The sequence below is a fragment of the Pseudomonas sp. MAG002Y genome (genome assembly GCF_019400845.1).
Classification (GTDB): Bacteria; Pseudomonadota; Gammaproteobacteria; order Pseudomonadales; family Pseudomonadaceae; genus Chryseomonas; species Chryseomonas luteola.
The window spans coordinates 46,076-62,063 of record NZ_WOEJ01000008.1; the positions used below are offsets into that span (position 1 = coordinate 46,076).

The following is a 15,988-nucleotide window of genomic DNA, read 5'->3' on the forward strand; positions in this document are numbered from 1 at the left end:
CTGTCGGGAGCCGTCATCGATAGCGGCTCCCATGACACCCCTCCGCGTTTTTCTTCTCTTTCCTCTCTATTTAGCCGGCCTCTTGCCTTGCCGGGTTTTCCTGTGCGTGCGTTTTTCAGCACCGTGCCCGGGCTTCTATTGAATTGCCGGAACCTTGCCTGAGGCTTAAAGTCAGTCGCCTATAACCAGAACAACCCCTGCGCAGCAGACCTTGATGGACGACTCGCGGGTAAATCGCCACGTCGACTGCTGGCATGCATATGGACTGTGAGGGAGGTTAATTGGCAATGCTTTTCTTTTCGCGGCGCGCTAGACCCCTGTTTCAGCGCACTTCCGCGTTGTTTCTGCTAGGGACGGCCCTGACCGGTATGGCAGGCTGCTCGGACGATTCACAACCGGCCCCCAATCCTCCTCACGTAAGAGTCCAGCGTGTAGCCCTGGAAGAGGTAGCGACTACCACCACCCTGACAGGCGATGTGCAGGCGCGTATCCAGACCACACTGTCATTTCGTATCAACGGCAAGATCAATGAGCGTCTGGTCGATGTGGGTGATCACGTCAAGCAGGGGCAGGTCCTCGCCCGTCTCGATCCGCAGGATCAGCGCAACAACGTAGCCGCCGCTGAAGCGCAGGTGTTTTCCCAGCAGTCCAGGGCGAACCTTGCCCGTGTGCAGTTCGAACGGCAAAAGGCGTTGATGCCCAAGGGCTACACCACCCAAAGCCAATATGACGAGGCCCTGGCTGCCCTGAAGGGTGCAGAAAGTGCCTTGAGTGCTGCGCGTGCTCAGCTGGACGATGCACGCAAGCAGCTCAGTTATGCCAATCTGGTATCGGCCGCCAGCGGCGTAATCACCGAGCGGCAGGCCGAGGTCGGGCAGGTCGTTCAGGCATCCATGCCGATCTTTACCCTGGCGCAGGAGGGCGACCGCGATGCCGTCTTCAATGTGCAGGAATCGTTACTTGCCCGCGATCCGGGCAACCAGCCTATCGAGGTCGCCCTGTTGAATGATCCGACGGTGCGCACTACCGGCCATGTGCGCGAGGTTTCGCCGGTCATTTCCCAGCAGAGCGGCACCGTGCGTGTGAAGGTGCTGCTCGACAAGGTCCCGCCGCAGATGGCGCTGGGGACAACCGTTACGGCGTCATTGGGTACGCCAGACAAGCAGCGCGTCGTGCTGCCCTGGACAGCGCTCAATGGCACCGTGGAAAAGCCCGCCGTGTGGGTACTGGACGCTGACAACCGCGCCCACCTCAAACCGGTGACAGTTGCCCGGTACATCACCGGACAGGTCATGATCGATGACGGGTTGGCACCTGATGACCGCGTCGTGACGGCTGGTGGTCAGCTGCTTTATGACGGACTCAAGGTCGAAGTCGTCGAGGTCACGGATCATGCGCCCCCTGTTCAGCCTGCTGCCATCCACCCTGGTGATAACGCTAAGGCTCAACAGGGAGCGTCGTCATGAGCAGGATACGTGTTCTTCTACTGGGCCTCGTGGCGCTGCTGGCCGCGTGCTCCGACAAGCAGGAGCCACCGTCTCCGGTCCGCCCGGTACTGTTCGTTGAGGCCAAACCCAAGCAGGCACGCGCGCTCGGTGCCTTTATCGGGAATATTCAGGCACGGTATGAGTCAACCTTAAGCTTTCGCGTAGGCGGGCGCATTGCCCAGCGCAAGGCTGATGTGGGCGATGTGGTGAAGAAAGGCACCTTGCTGGCTGCGCTGGACCCGACCGATCAGCAGAATGCTTACCGCAGCAGCGAAGGTGATCTGGCCCAGGCTCAGGCCCAGTGGATGGATGCCGAGGCCGATGCCAAGCGGCAGCAGGCCTTGTATGCCAAGGGTGTCGGGTCCAGGGCTCAGCTGGATCAGGTCATGGCCCAGTTGCATACGGCTCGCGCTGCACGTGATCGCGCCCAGGCCGCCCGGGATCAGTCCCGCAACCAGCTCTCCTACAGCGAGCTGTATACCGATTTCGATGGTGTGATTACGGCCTGGCATGCCGAAACCGGGCAGGTAGTATCCCCTGGTCAGCAGGTAGTCACCCTGGCGCGTCCCGAAGTGAAGGAGGCGGTTGTAGACCTGCCGGCGGGGTTGGCAGAGACATTACCGGCTGACACGACGTTTACCATCACCTCGCAGTTGGAGCCTTCGGTCTCTACCACCGGCCGCATCCGTGAGCTGGCGCCTCAGGCCGACGCCATGACGCGAACCCGGAGGGTACGACTCACGCTGGCCGAACTGCCCCCAACGTTCCGCCTGGGCTCGCTGGTAACGGTAACGCTGACCAATGATGCGCCCCGTGAGCTTACCGAGCTGCCGGCCAGTGCATTGCTCGAGCGGGATGGCAAAACGTGCGTCTGGATCGTCGACCCTAATACCAAAACCGTTTCACTGCGCGAGGTCCATGTGCTGACCCGAGATGAGCGGAGCATTACGGTCGATAACGGCCTGAACGCGGGCGAGCGGGTCGTGACGGCCGGCGTACACAGCCTCAAACCTGGACAAGACGTGAAAATGGATGTGGAACAGCGCTGATGAAATCCTTCAACCTTTCTGACTGGGCGCTGCGTCACCAGTCCTTTATCTGGTACATCATGTTTGTCGCGCTGTTGATGGGAACCTATTCCTACTTCAACCTTGGCCGCGAAGAGGACCCCTCGTTCACCATCAAGACCATGGTGATCCAGACCCAGTGGCCGGGCGCGACCACCCAGGAAACCCTGGAGCAGGTCACCGACCGGATCGAAAAGAAACTCGAAGAGCTGGATTCGCTGGATTACACCAAGAGCTTTACCCGGCCGGGCTTGAGCACGGTGTTTGTGTACCTGCGCGATACCACTAGCGACAAGGAAATCCCCAATATCTGGTATCAGGTCCGTAAGAAGATTTCCGATATACAGGGACAGTTTCCACAAGGCATTCAAGGGCCGGCCTTCAATGACGAGTTCGGCGATGTATTCGGCAGTATTTATGCCTTTACTGGCGACGGTATCTCGTACCGGCAGCTGCGCGATTACGTAGAGCGGGTGCGCCTGGACATCCGTGCAGTGCCGGACCTGGGCAAGGTTGAACTCATGGGCGCGCAGAACGAGGTCATCTACCTCGACTTCTCGACGCGCAAGCTGGCAGCACTAGGGCTCGATCAGCGGCAGATCATGCAGAGCCTGCAGGCACAGAATGCCGTGACGCCTTCCGGCGTAATCGAGGCCGGTCCAGAACGCGTTTCGGTACGTACCTCCGGTGAATTCAAGTCAGAGAAAGATCTGGAGGCTGTCAACCTTCGGATCAATGACCGCTTCTACCGTCTGGCTGATCTGGCCACCATCCACCGTGATTACGCCGATCCGCCTACATCCCTGTTCCGCTTCAACGGCGAGCCGGCCCTGGGCCTGGCAATTGCCATGCGCAAGGGCGGCAACGTGCAGACCTTTGGTGCGGCGCTGTCCGAACGGATGAAGGCGATTACCGGTGAGCTACCGGTCGGGGTGGGCGTGCATCAGGTGTCCAACCAAGCCGAGGTGGTAGAGAAGGCGTCCAGCAGCTTTACCCATGCGCTGTTCGAGGCGGTCATCATCGTGTTGGTGGTGAGCTTTATCAGCCTGGGTCTGCGTGCCGGGCTGGTGGTGGCCTGCTCAATCCCTCTCGTGCTCGCCATGGTGTTTCTGTTCATGGAATACAGCGGTATCACCATGCAGCGGATCTCCCTGGGCGCCTTGATCATTGCCCTGGGCCTTCTGGTGGATGACGCCATGATCACCGTCGAGATGATGGTGACCCGGCTGGAAGAGGGCGACTCGCTCCACAAGGCGGCCACCTACGCCTATGACCACACGGCCTTTCCGATGCTGACCGGTACGTTGGTCACCGTGGCGGGATTCGTACCCATCGGCCTCAACAAGAGTACCGCCGGGCAATACACCTTTACGTTGTTTGCCGTAATTGCCGTGGCGCTGATCCTGTCGTGGATCGTGGCGGTGCTGTTCTCACCGGTAATGGGCGTGCACCTGCTACCCAAGTCGCTCAAGCATAAAAAGGAAAAGGGGCCGGGACGACTGGCGCGCTGGTCCCAGAGCTCGCTGGTCTGGTCCATGCGGCACCGCTGGCTGACCATCATCATGACGGTGTTGCTCTTTGCGGCCGCGCTGTTCTGCATGCGTTTCGTGCAGAACCAGTTCTTCCCGTCCTCGGATCGGCCGGAAATTCTGGTGGACTTGAACCTGCCGCAGAACAGCTCCGTGCTGGAAACCCGTGCGCAAATGGATCGTTTCGAGGCATCCCTCAAGGGAGACCCAGACATTGCCCGCTGGAGTTCGTATGTAGGACAGGGCGCGGTGCGCTTCTACCTGCCGCTGGATCAACAGCTCAATAACCCGTTTTATGGACAGGTCGTTATTGTCAGCAAGGACCTGGAGGCCCGTAATCGGCTGATTCCCAAACTCAAGGAGCGACTCAAGAACGAATTTGTCGGGCTCGATGGGTATGTACAGCCTCTGGAGATGGGGCCGCCAGTAGGACGGCCGATCCAGTATCGCGTCAGTGGTCCCAGCATTTCCGAGGTGCGCAAGCAGGCGCTGGCATTGGCCAGCGCCATCAGTACCAACCCGCATATCAGCGATATCCTTTTCGACTGGAACGAGCCGGGGCGGATGCTGAAAATCGATGTGAACCAGGACCGTGCCCGCCAGCTGGGGCTATCGTCCCAGGACGTGGCCCAAATCATGAACGGCGTGGTGAGTGGTACGCCCATTACCCAGGTGCGTGACAGCATCTACCTCGTCAACGTGGTAGGGCGCTCTGAAGATGCCGAGCGCAGCTCTATCGAGACCGTGGAAAACCTGCAGATCGTGACGCCCTCGGGCACCTCGATTCCGCTCAAATCCTTTGCCACGGTGGGGTACGAGATGGAGCAGCCGCTGGTATGGCGGCGTAACCGCCAGCCAACCATTACGCTTAAGGCCACTATCGAGGGTTCTATCCAGGCGCCGGATCTGATCAAGGCTCTTCAGCCCAAGATCGATGAGTTCAAAGGTAACCTGCCACTCAACTATCAGGTCAACGTAGGCGGTACCGTAGAGGAAAGCGGCAAGGCGCAAAAGCCTATTGCAAGCGTAATCCCGCTCATGCTGTTCCTGATGGCCACGTTCCTGATGATTCAGCTCCAGAGCGTTCAGAAGATGTTTTTGGTTGCCAGTGTGGCGCCGCTGGGGCTGATCGGGGTCGTACTGGCGCTGGTGCCCACGGGAACGCCGCTGGGCTTCGTGGCCATTCTGGGGGTGCTGGCGTTGATCGGGATCATCATCCGCAACTCGGTCATCCTGGTAACCCAGATCGATGAGTTCGAGCAGGATGGTCGTCATCCCTGGGATGCGGTCATCGAGGCGACCAATCATCGACGTCGGCCGATTCTGCTGACAGCCGCTGCCGCCAGCCTGGGCATGATTCCCATCGCCCGGGAGGTCTTCTGGGGGCCGATGGCCTATGCGATGATCGGTGGCATTGTGGCAGCAACCCTGCTCACACTGCTGTTCCTGCCAGCGCTATACGTGACCTGGTATCGCATCCGCGAACCAAGCAAGGCGCAATGAGAAAAGAAGGAAAAAACGGCAGCTGAACCGCCCCGGAGGGGTCGGGCGGTTCCAGCATGCCACAAGGAGCTATCTCCGGAGCTGCAGCAGGGTACGGGAGGGAGAAACCCAGTGCTAAAAGATTCTCGTCAGGGCTAACGAGAAGAGCACCGGCAGTGCTGCAGCTCACATGGACAAGAATAAAAGCGTAACATCTGGAAATAAATAGGCTGCTAAGCGAAACAGCGTTACGGAGCAGGCAACAATAATGGATACGTTACAAGGCATGCGGATTTTTACCCGGGTGGTCGACGCGGGCAGTTTTACGGCCGCTGCGGCCTTGCTGGATTTATCGACGGCGCAGGTTTCCCGGGTGATTTCCGACCTGGAGACGCATCTACAAACACGGTTGTTGCACCGTACTACCCGCCGGCTGGCGCTAACGGAGGCTGGGGAGCGCTATCTGGAGCGCTGCCGAGGCATTCTCGATTCGGTAGCCGAAGCTGAGGCTGAGGCCAGTGGTGCACACCTTAAGCCTTCCGGCCGGTTGCGCGTGCACTCCCTGACTGGCCTGGGAACCGAGCATCTGGCGCCTCTGGCGGCGCTCTATGCCGAGCGCTATCCCGATGTCACGCTGGATTTCACCCTGTCCCAGAATCGTCCTGACCTGATCGAAGAAGGCTACGACGTTGCGATTACCATGGATCGGCATCTGCCTGACTCCGAACTGGTCGCCCAACGGCTCGGTGAGGTCTATAGCGTCGTCTGTGCCTCGCCCGATTACTTGGCCAAGTGGGGCACGCCCCATCATCCGCGCGATCTGGACCAGCACACGTGCCTGTTGCTTCAGGACCCGACATTTCCCGAGGAGTGGGTATTTACCAAGCCGGACGAAGAAACGTCGATCAAGCCTCGCTCGATCTATCAGGTAAATGTTGCGGATGCACTGGCCAATACGGCCAAGGCCGGACTCGGCCTGTGCCTGTTGCCCAGCTTTATTGCTGCACCGGCCTTGCGGGAAGGCGGACTCGTGCGGGTATTGCCCGAGTATCGCCTGCGTGAGCGCAGTGTCTATGCGCTGTATCCGTCCCGACGCTTCCTGGATGCCAAGATCAAGGCGTGGGTGGATATCCTCAAGGAAGAGCTACCCAGACGGTTTAGCAACGACGATGACATCGTAGCCATGCATTCCTATTGGGCCATCTGAGCCTGCCTCGCCTGGAATACTTGCGCAATTGGTAAATCTCTATGTACCCAGGCGATATTTTTCAATAATTATTACGCGTTATCCTAGTGATGAACCCAATCCAAGGGTGTCAGGAGTTCATCATGTTACGTTTGTTTACTGCCTCGATTCTTGCTGTATCTGCTGTTGCTTTTACCCAGGTGAGCTTTGCCCGTGATTCCTACGAGCAGAACTACAAGCTCGTCAACCAGAACCACGCTGTCATGGAGCGCTTCCAGCAGGCGCAACAGACTCAGAAAGCCCAGCAAGACCAGCAGGTTTCCCAGCGTTAATCCCGTTTGGCCCAGGCGCCCGCCGCGCCAAACGTCGTCTTCAGGACCTGCTCGTTTTCGGAGCGTTTCCGCCACTGCCAGAAGTTTCCCCCCTTATGGACCATGCTCACGGTGTGAGGATGTGCATTTCCATTGCCTTCAGGCGTGACGCAACTGCTTGTCGATAGCGCAGGTTCTCAAGGAAAAACCATTCTGCTCCTTTGGTTTTTCATGTTTTAGCCGCATCCCTTGATGCGGCTTTTTTATATCTGCGGTATTTATTGCAGGACTGCTTCAACTGCATCCCTTGCCTACCGGAGAGTACATGTCCCATCAAGACCTCGTTTCCATTCCTGATCGTCTGGCCGCCTTGCGTCAGGTCATGCATGAAGAGGGCGTCGATGCCTGCCTGATTCCGTCCGCCGATCCGCATTTGTCAGAGTACCTGCCCGAGCGTTGGCAAGGGCGGTCATGGCTATCGGGTTTCACGGGCTCGGCCGGTACGCTGATCGTGGCAAAGGATTTTGCCGGCGTCTGGACGGACAGCCGCTACTGGGAACAGGCCCAGGCTGAGCTGGCAGGTTCGGGCGTGGAACTGATGAAGCTGGTGGCTGGCGGCATGCAGGCCCACATTGACTGGATGGCTGAGCATGTACCGACGGGTGGTACCGTGGCGGTGGATGGAGCTGTGCTGTCGCTGGGTGCCGCCGAGGCGCTGCGCAAGGCTTTTGCCGATAAGAACATTTCGTTACGCACCACCATCGACCTGATCGACCGTATCTGGCCCGAGCGGCCCGCACTGCCTGCGGCGCCGGTATACGCTCACGAGGCGCCATACGCACCGGTATCCCGCACTGAAAAGCTGGAGCAGGTACGCAAGGCCATGGCCGAGCAAGGAGCTGACTGGCATTTCATTTCCAGCCTGGATGATATTGCCTGGCTGTTCAACCTGCGTGGTGCCGATGTGTCTTACAACCCGGTCTTTTTGGCCCATGCGTTGATCGGGCCGGGCCAGGTGCAGCTGTTCGTGGGTGCCGGAAAAATTCCGGCGGCTCTTGAGCGCACCCTGAACGAAGCCGGTATCCAGCTGGCCGCCTATGGCGCAGCCCATGGTGCTCTGGCGGCGCTGCCTGCCGGGTCAAGTCTGCTGGTCGATCCGGCGCGCGTCACCTACGGCCTGGTGGAAGGCGTGCCCTCCAGCGTCAAGCGCATCGAGGCGATTAATCCATCCACTCTGTTCAAGTCCCGCAAGACGGCAGCCGAAGCACAGCATGTGCGTGAGGCCATGGAGCAGGATGGCGCGGCTTTGTGCGAATTCTTCGCCCAGTTCGAGGCGGCACTTGAGGCGGGAGAGCGGGTGACCGAGCTGACGGTGGATGAATGGCTGACCGCTGCCCGTGCACGCCGCCCCAATTTTGTCTCCCTGAGTTTCTCTACTATTGCAGGCTATAACGCAGGGGGCGCGCTGCCCCATTACCATGCAACAGAAGAGGCACATTCTGTTATCGAGGGCGACGGCCTCCTGCTGATCGACTCCGGCGGTCAGTACCTGGGAGGCACGACGGATATCACCCGCGTTGTGCCCATTGGCACGCCCAACGACGAGCAGAAGCGTGACTTCACCCGTGTACTCAAGGGCATGATCGCATTGTCCAGAGCACGTTTTCCGGCAGGCATCGCGTCACAGATGCTCGATGCGATTGCCCGTGCGCCCATCTGGGAAGCGGGCATCGATTACGGTCATGGAACCGGGCATGGGGTAGGATACTTCCTGAACGTACACGAGGGGCCGCAATCCATCACGTTCTATGGTCAACCATCCCCCAACAGTGCCATGCGGGAAGGTATGATCACGTCCAACGAACCCGGTATCTACCGGCCCGGGCAGTGGGGCGTGCGGATCGAGAACCTGCTGCTCAACGTGGCCGAGCCTGAAACCGAGTTCGGCCAGTTTATGCGCTTCGAAACCTTGACGCTGTGCCCGATCGATACCCGCTGTATCGACCGTACGCTCATGCGTGAAGATGAGATCGCCTGGCTGAACGCCTACCACGCCGAGGTGCGTGAGCGTGTCCGTCCGCTGGTCAGCGGTGCGGCGCGCGATTGGTTGGACACTCGAACCCGGCCGCTATAAGCGTCCGTTTATTTACCGCCATGGAAGTCGGCCACAAGCGGGCTTCCTCGGGTGGTTCTCAAGGAATACCCATGAACGACCATAGTCAGCAATTCGCCAGCGACAACTACTCAGGGATCTGCCCGGAAGCTTGGGCGGCCATGGCCGAAGCCAATCACGGGCACGATACCGCCTATGGTAATGATGCCTGGACGGCCCGCGCCGCAGATCACTTCCGCGAATTGTTCGAAACCGATTGCGAAGTCTTCTTTGCCTTCAACGGTACTGCTGCAAACTCCCTGGCCCTGGCGGCCCTGTGCCAGTCCTATCACAGCGTGATCTGCGCCGAGACGGCCCACGTGGAGACGGACGAATGCGGTGCCCCGGAGTTCTTTTCCAACGGCTCCAAACTCCTGTTGGCCCCGACCACCCAGGGCAAGCTGACGCCTGATGCCATTCGCCAGATTGCCACCAAGCGCAAGGATATTCATTTTCCCAAGCCCCGAGCGGTCAGCATTACCCAGGTCACGGAAGTCGGCACGCTGTATAGCCTCGACGAGCTGAATGCAGTAGCCGATACCTGCCGCGACCTCGGCTTGCGTCTGCATATGGACGGCTCGCGCTTTTCCAACGCGGTGGCAAGCCTTGGCTGCACACCGGCCGAGGTGACGTGGAAGGCCGGCGTTGACGTACTCTGCTTTGGTGGAACCAAAAACGGCATGGCGGTGGGCGAGGCGATCCTGTTCTTCAACCGTGACCTGGCCGAAGACTTTGAGTACCGCTGCAAGCAGGCCGGTCAGCTGGCGTCGAAGATGCGTTTTCTCTCCGCGCCATGGGTCGGCATCCTCGAAAACAATGCCTGGCTGCGTTATGCCGAACACGCCAACCACTGCGCCCAGCTCCTGGCGGATCTGGTGAAAGACGTGCCCGGGCTGAGCCTGATGTTTCCGGTGCAGGCCAACTCGGTGTTCCTGCAGCTTTCCGAGCCGGCACTGGAGCGGTTGCGTGCCCGTGGTTGGCGCTTCTATACCTTTATCGGTAGCGGTGGTGCCCGTTTCATGTGTTCCTGGGACACTCAGGAGTCCCGCGTACGTGAGCTGGCTCGGGATATCCGCGACGCCATGCAGTCCTGATCAGGCCTGCGCTCTTGAAAACGCCGTACAGCGATCCTGTACGGCGTTTTTGTTAGTGCGCGATATCTTCCAGCGCGAGGTTGCGAGTCTTGGGTCCGAAGCCGCCAATGGTAATCATCACGATCAGCATGCTGGTCACGATAAACGTGATCACGCCCGGCGTACCGAAGTGCTGAAGAAAGAGACCGATCAGCACACTGCTGAAGACCGTGGAAAGGCGACTGAAGGAATAGCAGAACCCGACAGCTCGGGCACGAATGGGCGTGGGAAACAGCTCGCTCTGGTAGGAGTGGAAGCTAAAGGTCAGCCAGGCGTTGCACAGGGTGATCATCGCCCCACATGCGATCAGACCAGTGGCTGAGCTTTGAAACGCGAACAGGATGCCGAACAGCATGGTGCCGATTGATGAACCCACGATCTGCCATTTGTTCTCGAAACGGTTTGCGATCTTTACGAACAACAAAGGTCCCAACGGGTAGGCCAGACTGATCACGAAGGCATAGGTCAGACTGTGGGTAACGCTGACGCCCTGGCCAGACAGCAAGGCTGGAAGCCAGTTACCAAAACCGAAGAATCCAATGGCCTGGAAGATGTTGAAGACGATCAGCATGAGGGCGCGGCGGCGGTAGGGCGGCTGCCAGATTTCGGTAAAGCGCCCCTGGGTCTCGAACGTAACCGCTTCGACGTGTGGCTCGGGAAGCGGGACCTTGATGTCCCTGGCACAGCGGGCTTCCAGGGTCGACAAAACCTGATCCGCCTCGTCCAGACGGCCACGTTGCGCGAGCCAGCGGGGCGACTCGGGCAAGCGTGAGCGCAGCCACCAGATAAACAAGGCGAATACTGCACTGGCCAGTACAACCCAGCGCCAGCCGGAAATTCCGAAGGGGTCCTGCGGCACCAGCCAGGCCGACATCAGGGCGACCGCGGGTACGGACAGGAACTGGACGAAAAATGCAAAGGCGAAGGCTGACGTACGGATGCGCTTGGGCACCAGTTCGGATAGATAGGCGTCAATAGTGACCAGCTCGATTCCCAGCCCGATACCAACGAAGAACCGCATCACGATAATGCCTAGTGCTGTGCTTTGCAGACCCATGAGCACCGTAGCCGCGGTGTACCAGATAAGCGCAAAGGTAAAAATGCGCCGGCGGCCGAAACGGTCTGCGATGGGACTCAGCAGACTTGCCCCTACGAACAGGCCCAGAAAGGTTGCCGAAGCGAACGCAGCCTGGTCGGCGATACCGAATACACCGGCGCTGCCAGTGGCGAACAGCCCGGCGCGTATCAACCCAGGGCTGATATAGGCCGTCTGGAACAGGTCGTACAGTTCGAAGAAACCGCCGATGGAAAGCAGGGCGATTAGTCGCCAGAGCGTTGCCGTGGCGGGTAGCCGGTCGATGCGTGCCGAAATTTCGGCGGCACGCCGGTTGGAGAAAGCGGACGCTTCGGTGTCGGCAACCGATGAACCTGTCGTGAGCGAAGAAAAGGACATGCGCGAACATCCACAGAAGGGCGATACGCTCATCCTAGGAGAGTAGTGCTGATGTTAGGTTGCTAAAGATAAGGTTGGAAAGGGTATTTGCGACACCCAAGCATAGGTTTTCAGCGGAAATTGGTGGATTCTGCTTTTCCTGAGCATCTTGTTAGCAGTAATAAAAAAGAGCAGAGCCCCTAGAGTCATTCCGAACCAGGGGCCTGTCTGTTACTTCAGATGCTTGCGCAATTCATCACCCGCCTGGGAGATGGCGCTCTGTACCGCAGGAACGTCGTGGAAGACGTTAAGCAAGCCGTAGTCATGGATAAGGCCGTTGTAGCGGACCTGCACCACATCCACTCCGGCTGCATTAAGCTTGCGGGCGTATGCCTCACCCTCATCGCGCAGCACATCGTACTCTGCGGTCTGCACCAGTGCGGGCGGTAAGCCTTTGAGCTGCTCAGTCGTGGCCTGCAGCGGCGAGGCGTGAATCTCCTGGCGCTGCTTGGGATCGGTGGTGTAGTTATCCCAGAACCACTTCATCATGTTGCGGGTCAGGAAGTGCCCTTCGGCATAAGTGTCATACGAGCCGGTGTCGAAGTTGGCATCGGTGACAGGCCAGAGCAGTACCTGATAGCGGAGCTTGGGCGTGCCTTGCTCTTTCGCCATCAAGCTGACAACTGCCGCCATGTTGCCGCCTACGCTGTTGCCTGCGACAGCCAGGCGAGAGCCATCTACGTTGATTTCTTTGCCATGCTCGGCGACCCAGCGGGTAGCGGCATAGGCCTGATTGATGGCTACCGGATAATGCGCCTCAGGCGAAGGCGTGTAATTCACGAAAACGGCCACCGCACCCGAGTCGACCACCAGATCCCGCACCAGACGCTGGTGAGTAGGGAAGTCACCCAGCACCCAGCCGCCACCGTGGAAGAACATGAACGCCGGCAGCGCCTTGGTGACACCGGCAGGTCGGACGATGGTCAGCGAAATCCTCTGCCCGTCAGCGGTAATAGTCTTCTCGCTCACCTCTACGTTGGACAGATCGACCTTCACGCCTGATTGGGCACCCGTCAGGACAGCACGGGCATCCTTGGGCGAAAGTTGCTCGAGAGGCTTACCCCCGCTCTGGTTCAAGGTGTTCAGAAAACCTTGGGTGGTACGTTCAAGGCCGGCGTCATCTGCGGCCAGGGCATGACCAGCGACCAGGGAAAGGGCAGAAACAGTGAACAGCTGAGCAAGCATTTTCATGATCCGGTTCTCCAGGGACGCCGCGCTGGGGCGTCCCGCGTCAGGCTTAGACGAGGGTCAGGCGTACATCCACGTTGCCGCGGGTGGCATTTGAGTATGGGCAGACCTGATGGGCCTTCTCGATGATGTCCTGGGCTTTGGCACGATCCAGGCCCGGCACGCTGACGCGCAGTTCGATGTCCAGGGCAAAGCCGGTGGGGATCGGACCGATACCGACTTCTGCCGTCACGCTGAGATCACTGGGCAGCGCCACTTTTTCCTTAGCCGCTACAAACTTCATGGCGCCGATAAAGCAGGCCGAGTAACCCGCTGCAAACAGCTGCTCAGGATTGGTTGCTTCGCCGCCTTGTCCGCCCAGCGCTTTTGGGGTAGCCAGTTTTACATCGAGAATACCGTCGGCGCTGATGGAACGACCGTCACGGCCACCGGTGCTGGTTGCGGAAGTCTTGTACAGAATGTTCATGTGCATCGTCCTCGGATTAATTTGATTATTGCGATAATCATTTGGTCTTTAAAAAACGACGTGGAAGTCGTTGCTCGTTACCGCGTTGTCTACAGGAATTAAGTTATTCCGATATTGATTATCGCGCAAACTATTTATTTATGAGTCCGACGAACGGTTATTCCATGGGTTGGAGGGCGCGTCAGTGCTGCGGCCGCTTAGGCATGCCTCTATTGATTCAGGCTGTCGCGTAGCTTAATCAGGCTGGACCGAAGCTGCCCCATGTCATCATTACCCAGGCCACAGGCCAGTTGTACTGAGCCGTTGATTTCTTCGGCTTTCTTACGCAAGGTCTTCCCGGCAGCCGTCAGCTCGATCGAGAGGTTGCGTTCGTCTTGAAGGCTGCGCTTGCGGGTGACATAGCCTTCCGCTTCGAGCCGCTTGAGTACTGGCGTCAGCGCGCCGGAGTCCTGATGCAGGCGTTTGGCCAATTCCTTGAGCGTGAGACCGTCGCTTTCCCAGAGCACCAGCATCATCAGGTATTGCGGATAGGTCAGGGCGACGGCTTCCAGGAGCGGCTTGTAGACCTTCGTCATGGCGAGGGAGGTGGAATACAGGGCAAAGCAGAGCTGCTGATCAAGTTTCAAACGGTCTTCGTCTTTCATAGGATGGAGGTCTCGCAGGACGGCCCGGCTAATAGAAAAGAGCCATCATTCTAGCGTAGACGCTTCGCCAGGCGGAGCAACAATAAATACAAGGAATTCTGGGGTTGGGTGCCCATGGGGAAGTGGCATCCGGTACGATACGGGCTTGCCCTTGGCTATACCTGTTCGAGACCCCGCCCACCCCATGCGAATCCACGTCAGTTTTATCGACCGTGTCGGCATTACCCAGGAAGTGCTGGCGCTTCTGGGAGCGCGCAACCTCAACCTCGATGCGGTCGAGATGGTGCCGCCCAATGTCTACATCGATGCGCCGACTCTGAGTGCCGAGGTACTGGAAGAGCTGCGTGGTGCCCTGCTCACGGTGCGTGGGGTACAGGCTGTCCGAGTGGTGGATATCCTGCCAGGGCAGCGCCGCACGTTGCACCTGGATGCCTTACTTGCCGCTATGGCCGACCCGGTTCTGGCCGTGGACCGCGAAGGTAGCATTCTGTTGGCCAACCCGGCCTTTGCCGCCATGGTGGACGACCCGTCGCCCCAGGGCGCGACGGTGGCTACGCTGTTCGATGATCCAGCTCTACAGCGGGAACTGCTGGAGCAGGCCTTTCGGATTCCCATGCGTGAGGTCACCTTGCGCGGGCAGGCACTCCTGCTGGATTCGACCCCAATCAGCGAGGCTGCCGAAGGCAACGCCCAGCGGTTGGCCGGTGGTCTGCTGACGCTTTACGCCCCCAGCCGGATCGGAGCCCGTCTTTCAGCGCTGCGCCATGACCCGGCCGAAGGCTTCGAATCGATCCTGGGCGACTCGGCACCGATACGCGCACTTAAGGCCCGCGCTCAGCGAGTCGCAGCGCTGGATGCACCGCTGCTGATTCAGGGTGAGACAGGGACTGGTAAGGAGCTGGTAGCGCGGGCCTGTCATACGGTCAGCCCTCGTCGCAATGCGCCGTTTCTGGCACTCAACTGTGCGGCTCTGCCGGAAAGCCTCGCGGAAAGCGAGCTGTTTGGTTATGCACCGGGTGCGTTCACCGGTGCCCAGCGCGGCGGCAAGCCCGGTCTGCTCGAGCTGGCCGACAAAGGCACCGTGTTTCTCGACGAGATTGGGGAGATGTCCCCGTATCTTCAGGCCAAGTTGCTGCGGTTTTTGTCCGACGGTACGTTTCGCCGGGTTGGCGGTGAGCGCGAACTGAAGGTCAATGTACGTATTTTGAGTGCCACGCACCGGGATCTGGAAAAGCGCGTTGCCGAAGGGACCTTTCGGGAGGATCTGTTCTACCGACTCAACGTCCTGAATCTCGACGTACCGCCGCTGCGTGAGCGTGGGCAGGATATTCTGGTGCTGGCCCGGCATTTCATGCAGCAGGCCTGCGCCCAGATCCAGCGGCCCCCTTGCCGACTGGCGCCGGGAACGTATCCGGCGCTTCTGAGCAATCGCTGGCCCGGCAATGTGCGGCAGCTTCAGAACGTCATTTTCCGGGCGGCGGCCATCAGCGAAAGCACCGTGGTGGATATTGGCGATCTGGATATTGCCGGTACAGAAGTCGCACGGCAGGTAGATGGCGAGGTAGACAGCCTGGATGAGGCAGTCTCAAGCTATGAGAAAGCCCTGCTCGAAAAACTCTACCCACACTACCCGTCCAGCCGGCAACTGGCGGCCCGTCTCAAGACCTCTCACACCGCCATTGCCCACCGGCTGCGCAAGTATGGCATTCCCGGCAAGAGCTGAGTGTTCCTCTACAGGGACACTGTTTGAAGACCTGGGCGAATTCGTCCGCGTCTTGCTGGTCTATGAGCCATAGACCGTTCGCGACGGACCTCCATGGAGGGGCTGTCATTAGTTTCTCAAGGATGAGC

12 protein-coding genes are annotated in these 15,988 nt (G+C 59.2%); 8 read left to right on the forward strand and 4 right to left on the reverse strand.

Going from position 1 to position 15,988, the window contains the following annotated elements; genetic code table 11:
* The first annotated feature begins 368 nt into the window (after positions 1-368).
* The 7 genes from GM154_RS13010 (at position 369) to GM154_RS13040 (ending at position 10,308) form a co-directional block, all read left to right on the forward strand.
* Complete coding sequence (locus tag GM154_RS13010; RefSeq protein ID WP_374940319.1) at positions 369-1,466, forward strand: efflux RND transporter periplasmic adaptor subunit; 1,098 nt, start codon at positions 369-371, stop codon at positions 1,464-1,466.
* A complete protein-coding gene (locus GM154_RS13015; protein ID WP_219652479.1) occupies positions 1,463-2,536 on the forward strand; it encodes an efflux RND transporter periplasmic adaptor subunit in 1,074 nt (357 codons plus the stop codon). The genes GM154_RS13010 and GM154_RS13015 overlap by 4 nt, the downstream gene beginning before the upstream one ends.
* A complete protein-coding gene (locus GM154_RS13020) occupies positions 2,533-5,586 on the forward strand; it encodes an efflux RND transporter permease subunit (protein ID WP_112297945.1) in 3,054 nt (1,017 codons plus the stop codon). The genes GM154_RS13015 and GM154_RS13020 overlap by 4 nt, the downstream gene beginning before the upstream one ends.
* Positions 5,587-5,833: 247 nt before the next feature.
* Positions 5,834-6,772, forward strand: a complete 939-nt coding sequence (locus GM154_RS13025) for a LysR family transcriptional regulator (protein WP_074821503.1) — start codon at positions 5,834-5,836, stop codon at positions 6,770-6,772.
* A gap of 122 nt (positions 6,773-6,894) precedes the next feature.
* Positions 6,895-7,083 carry a hypothetical protein gene (locus tag GM154_RS13030; protein WP_010796664.1) on the forward strand — a complete coding sequence of 63 codons (189 nt, stop codon included), beginning with the start codon at positions 6,895-6,897 and terminating at the stop codon, positions 7,081-7,083.
* 304 nt (positions 7,084-7,387) lie between these two features.
* Positions 7,388-9,196 (forward strand): aminopeptidase P family protein, encoded by a 1,809-nt coding sequence (locus GM154_RS13035; RefSeq protein ID WP_150348207.1) that lies wholly within the window; start codon positions 7,388-7,390, stop codon positions 9,194-9,196.
* A 71-nt stretch (positions 9,197-9,267) separates the two neighbouring features.
* Positions 9,268-10,308, forward strand: coding sequence for a low specificity L-threonine aldolase (locus tag GM154_RS13040; protein ID WP_074821508.1), 1,041 nt, complete (start codon positions 9,268-9,270; stop codon positions 10,306-10,308).
* A gap of 52 nt (positions 10,309-10,360) precedes the next feature.
* Here the strand turns inward: GM154_RS13040 and GM154_RS13045 are convergent, their stop codons facing one another.
* From GM154_RS13045 to GM154_RS13060, 4 genes are all read right to left on the reverse strand, one after another.
* Complete coding sequence (locus GM154_RS13045; protein ID WP_219652480.1) at positions 10,361-11,800, reverse strand: MFS transporter; 1,440 nt, start codon at positions 11,798-11,800, stop codon at positions 10,361-10,363.
* A 210-nt stretch (positions 11,801-12,010) separates the two neighbouring features.
* Positions 12,011-13,030: an alpha/beta hydrolase gene (locus GM154_RS13050; protein WP_219652481.1), complete on the reverse strand. Its 1,020-nt coding sequence runs from the start codon at positions 13,028-13,030 to the stop codon at positions 12,011-12,013.
* A 46-nt stretch (positions 13,031-13,076) separates the two neighbouring features.
* Positions 13,077-13,493 (reverse strand): organic hydroperoxide resistance protein, encoded by a 417-nt coding sequence (locus tag GM154_RS13055; RefSeq protein WP_010796669.1) that lies wholly within the window; start codon positions 13,491-13,493, stop codon positions 13,077-13,079.
* Positions 13,494-13,702: 209 nt separating this feature from the next.
* Complete coding sequence (locus GM154_RS13060) at positions 13,703-14,137, reverse strand: MarR family winged helix-turn-helix transcriptional regulator (protein ID WP_219652482.1); 435 nt, start codon at positions 14,135-14,137, stop codon at positions 13,703-13,705.
* 184 nt (positions 14,138-14,321) lie between these two features.
* On the opposite strand from GM154_RS13060, the gene GM154_RS13065 reads away from it, so the two are divergent.
* The gene (locus tag GM154_RS13065; RefSeq protein WP_074821513.1) at positions 14,322-15,860 is read left to right on the forward strand and encodes a sigma-54-dependent transcriptional regulator; all 1,539 of its coding nucleotides are present in this window, start codon (positions 14,322-14,324) and stop codon (positions 15,858-15,860) included.
* Positions 15,861-15,988 lie beyond the last annotated feature (128 nt).

Excerpts from the sequence above, each read along its gene's own strand:
- GM154_RS13065 (WP_074821513.1), top strand. The coding sequence starts at position 14,322 with ATGCGAATCCACGTCAGTTTTATCGACCGTGTCGGCATTACCCAGGAA.
- GM154_RS13050 (WP_219652481.1), bottom strand. The coding sequence starts at position 13,030 with ATGAAAATGCTTGCTCAGCTGTTCACTGTTTCTGCCCTTTCCCTGGTC.
- GM154_RS13045 (WP_219652480.1), bottom strand. The coding sequence starts at position 11,800 with ATGTCCTTTTCTTCGCTCACGACAGGTTCATCGGTTGCCGACACCGAA.
- GM154_RS13060 (WP_219652482.1), bottom strand. The coding sequence starts at position 14,137 with ATGAAAGACGAAGACCGTTTGAAACTTGATCAGCAGCTCTGCTTTGCC.
- GM154_RS13025 (WP_074821503.1), top strand. The coding sequence starts at position 5,834 with ATGGATACGTTACAAGGCATGCGGATTTTTACCCGGGTGGTCGACGCG.
- GM154_RS13055 (WP_010796669.1), bottom strand. The coding sequence starts at position 13,493 with ATGAACATTCTGTACAAGACTTCCGCAACCAGCACCGGTGGCCGTGAC.
- GM154_RS13030 (WP_010796664.1), top strand. The coding sequence starts at position 6,895 with ATGTTACGTTTGTTTACTGCCTCGATTCTTGCTGTATCTGCTGTTGCT.
- GM154_RS13015 (WP_219652479.1), top strand. The coding sequence starts at position 1,463 with ATGAGCAGGATACGTGTTCTTCTACTGGGCCTCGTGGCGCTGCTGGCC.
- GM154_RS13010 (WP_374940319.1), top strand. The coding sequence starts at position 369 with ATGGCAGGCTGCTCGGACGATTCACAACCGGCCCCCAATCCTCCTCAC.
- GM154_RS13035 (WP_150348207.1), top strand. The coding sequence starts at position 7,388 with ATGTCCCATCAAGACCTCGTTTCCATTCCTGATCGTCTGGCCGCCTTG.
- GM154_RS13040 (WP_074821508.1), top strand. The coding sequence starts at position 9,268 with ATGAACGACCATAGTCAGCAATTCGCCAGCGACAACTACTCAGGGATC.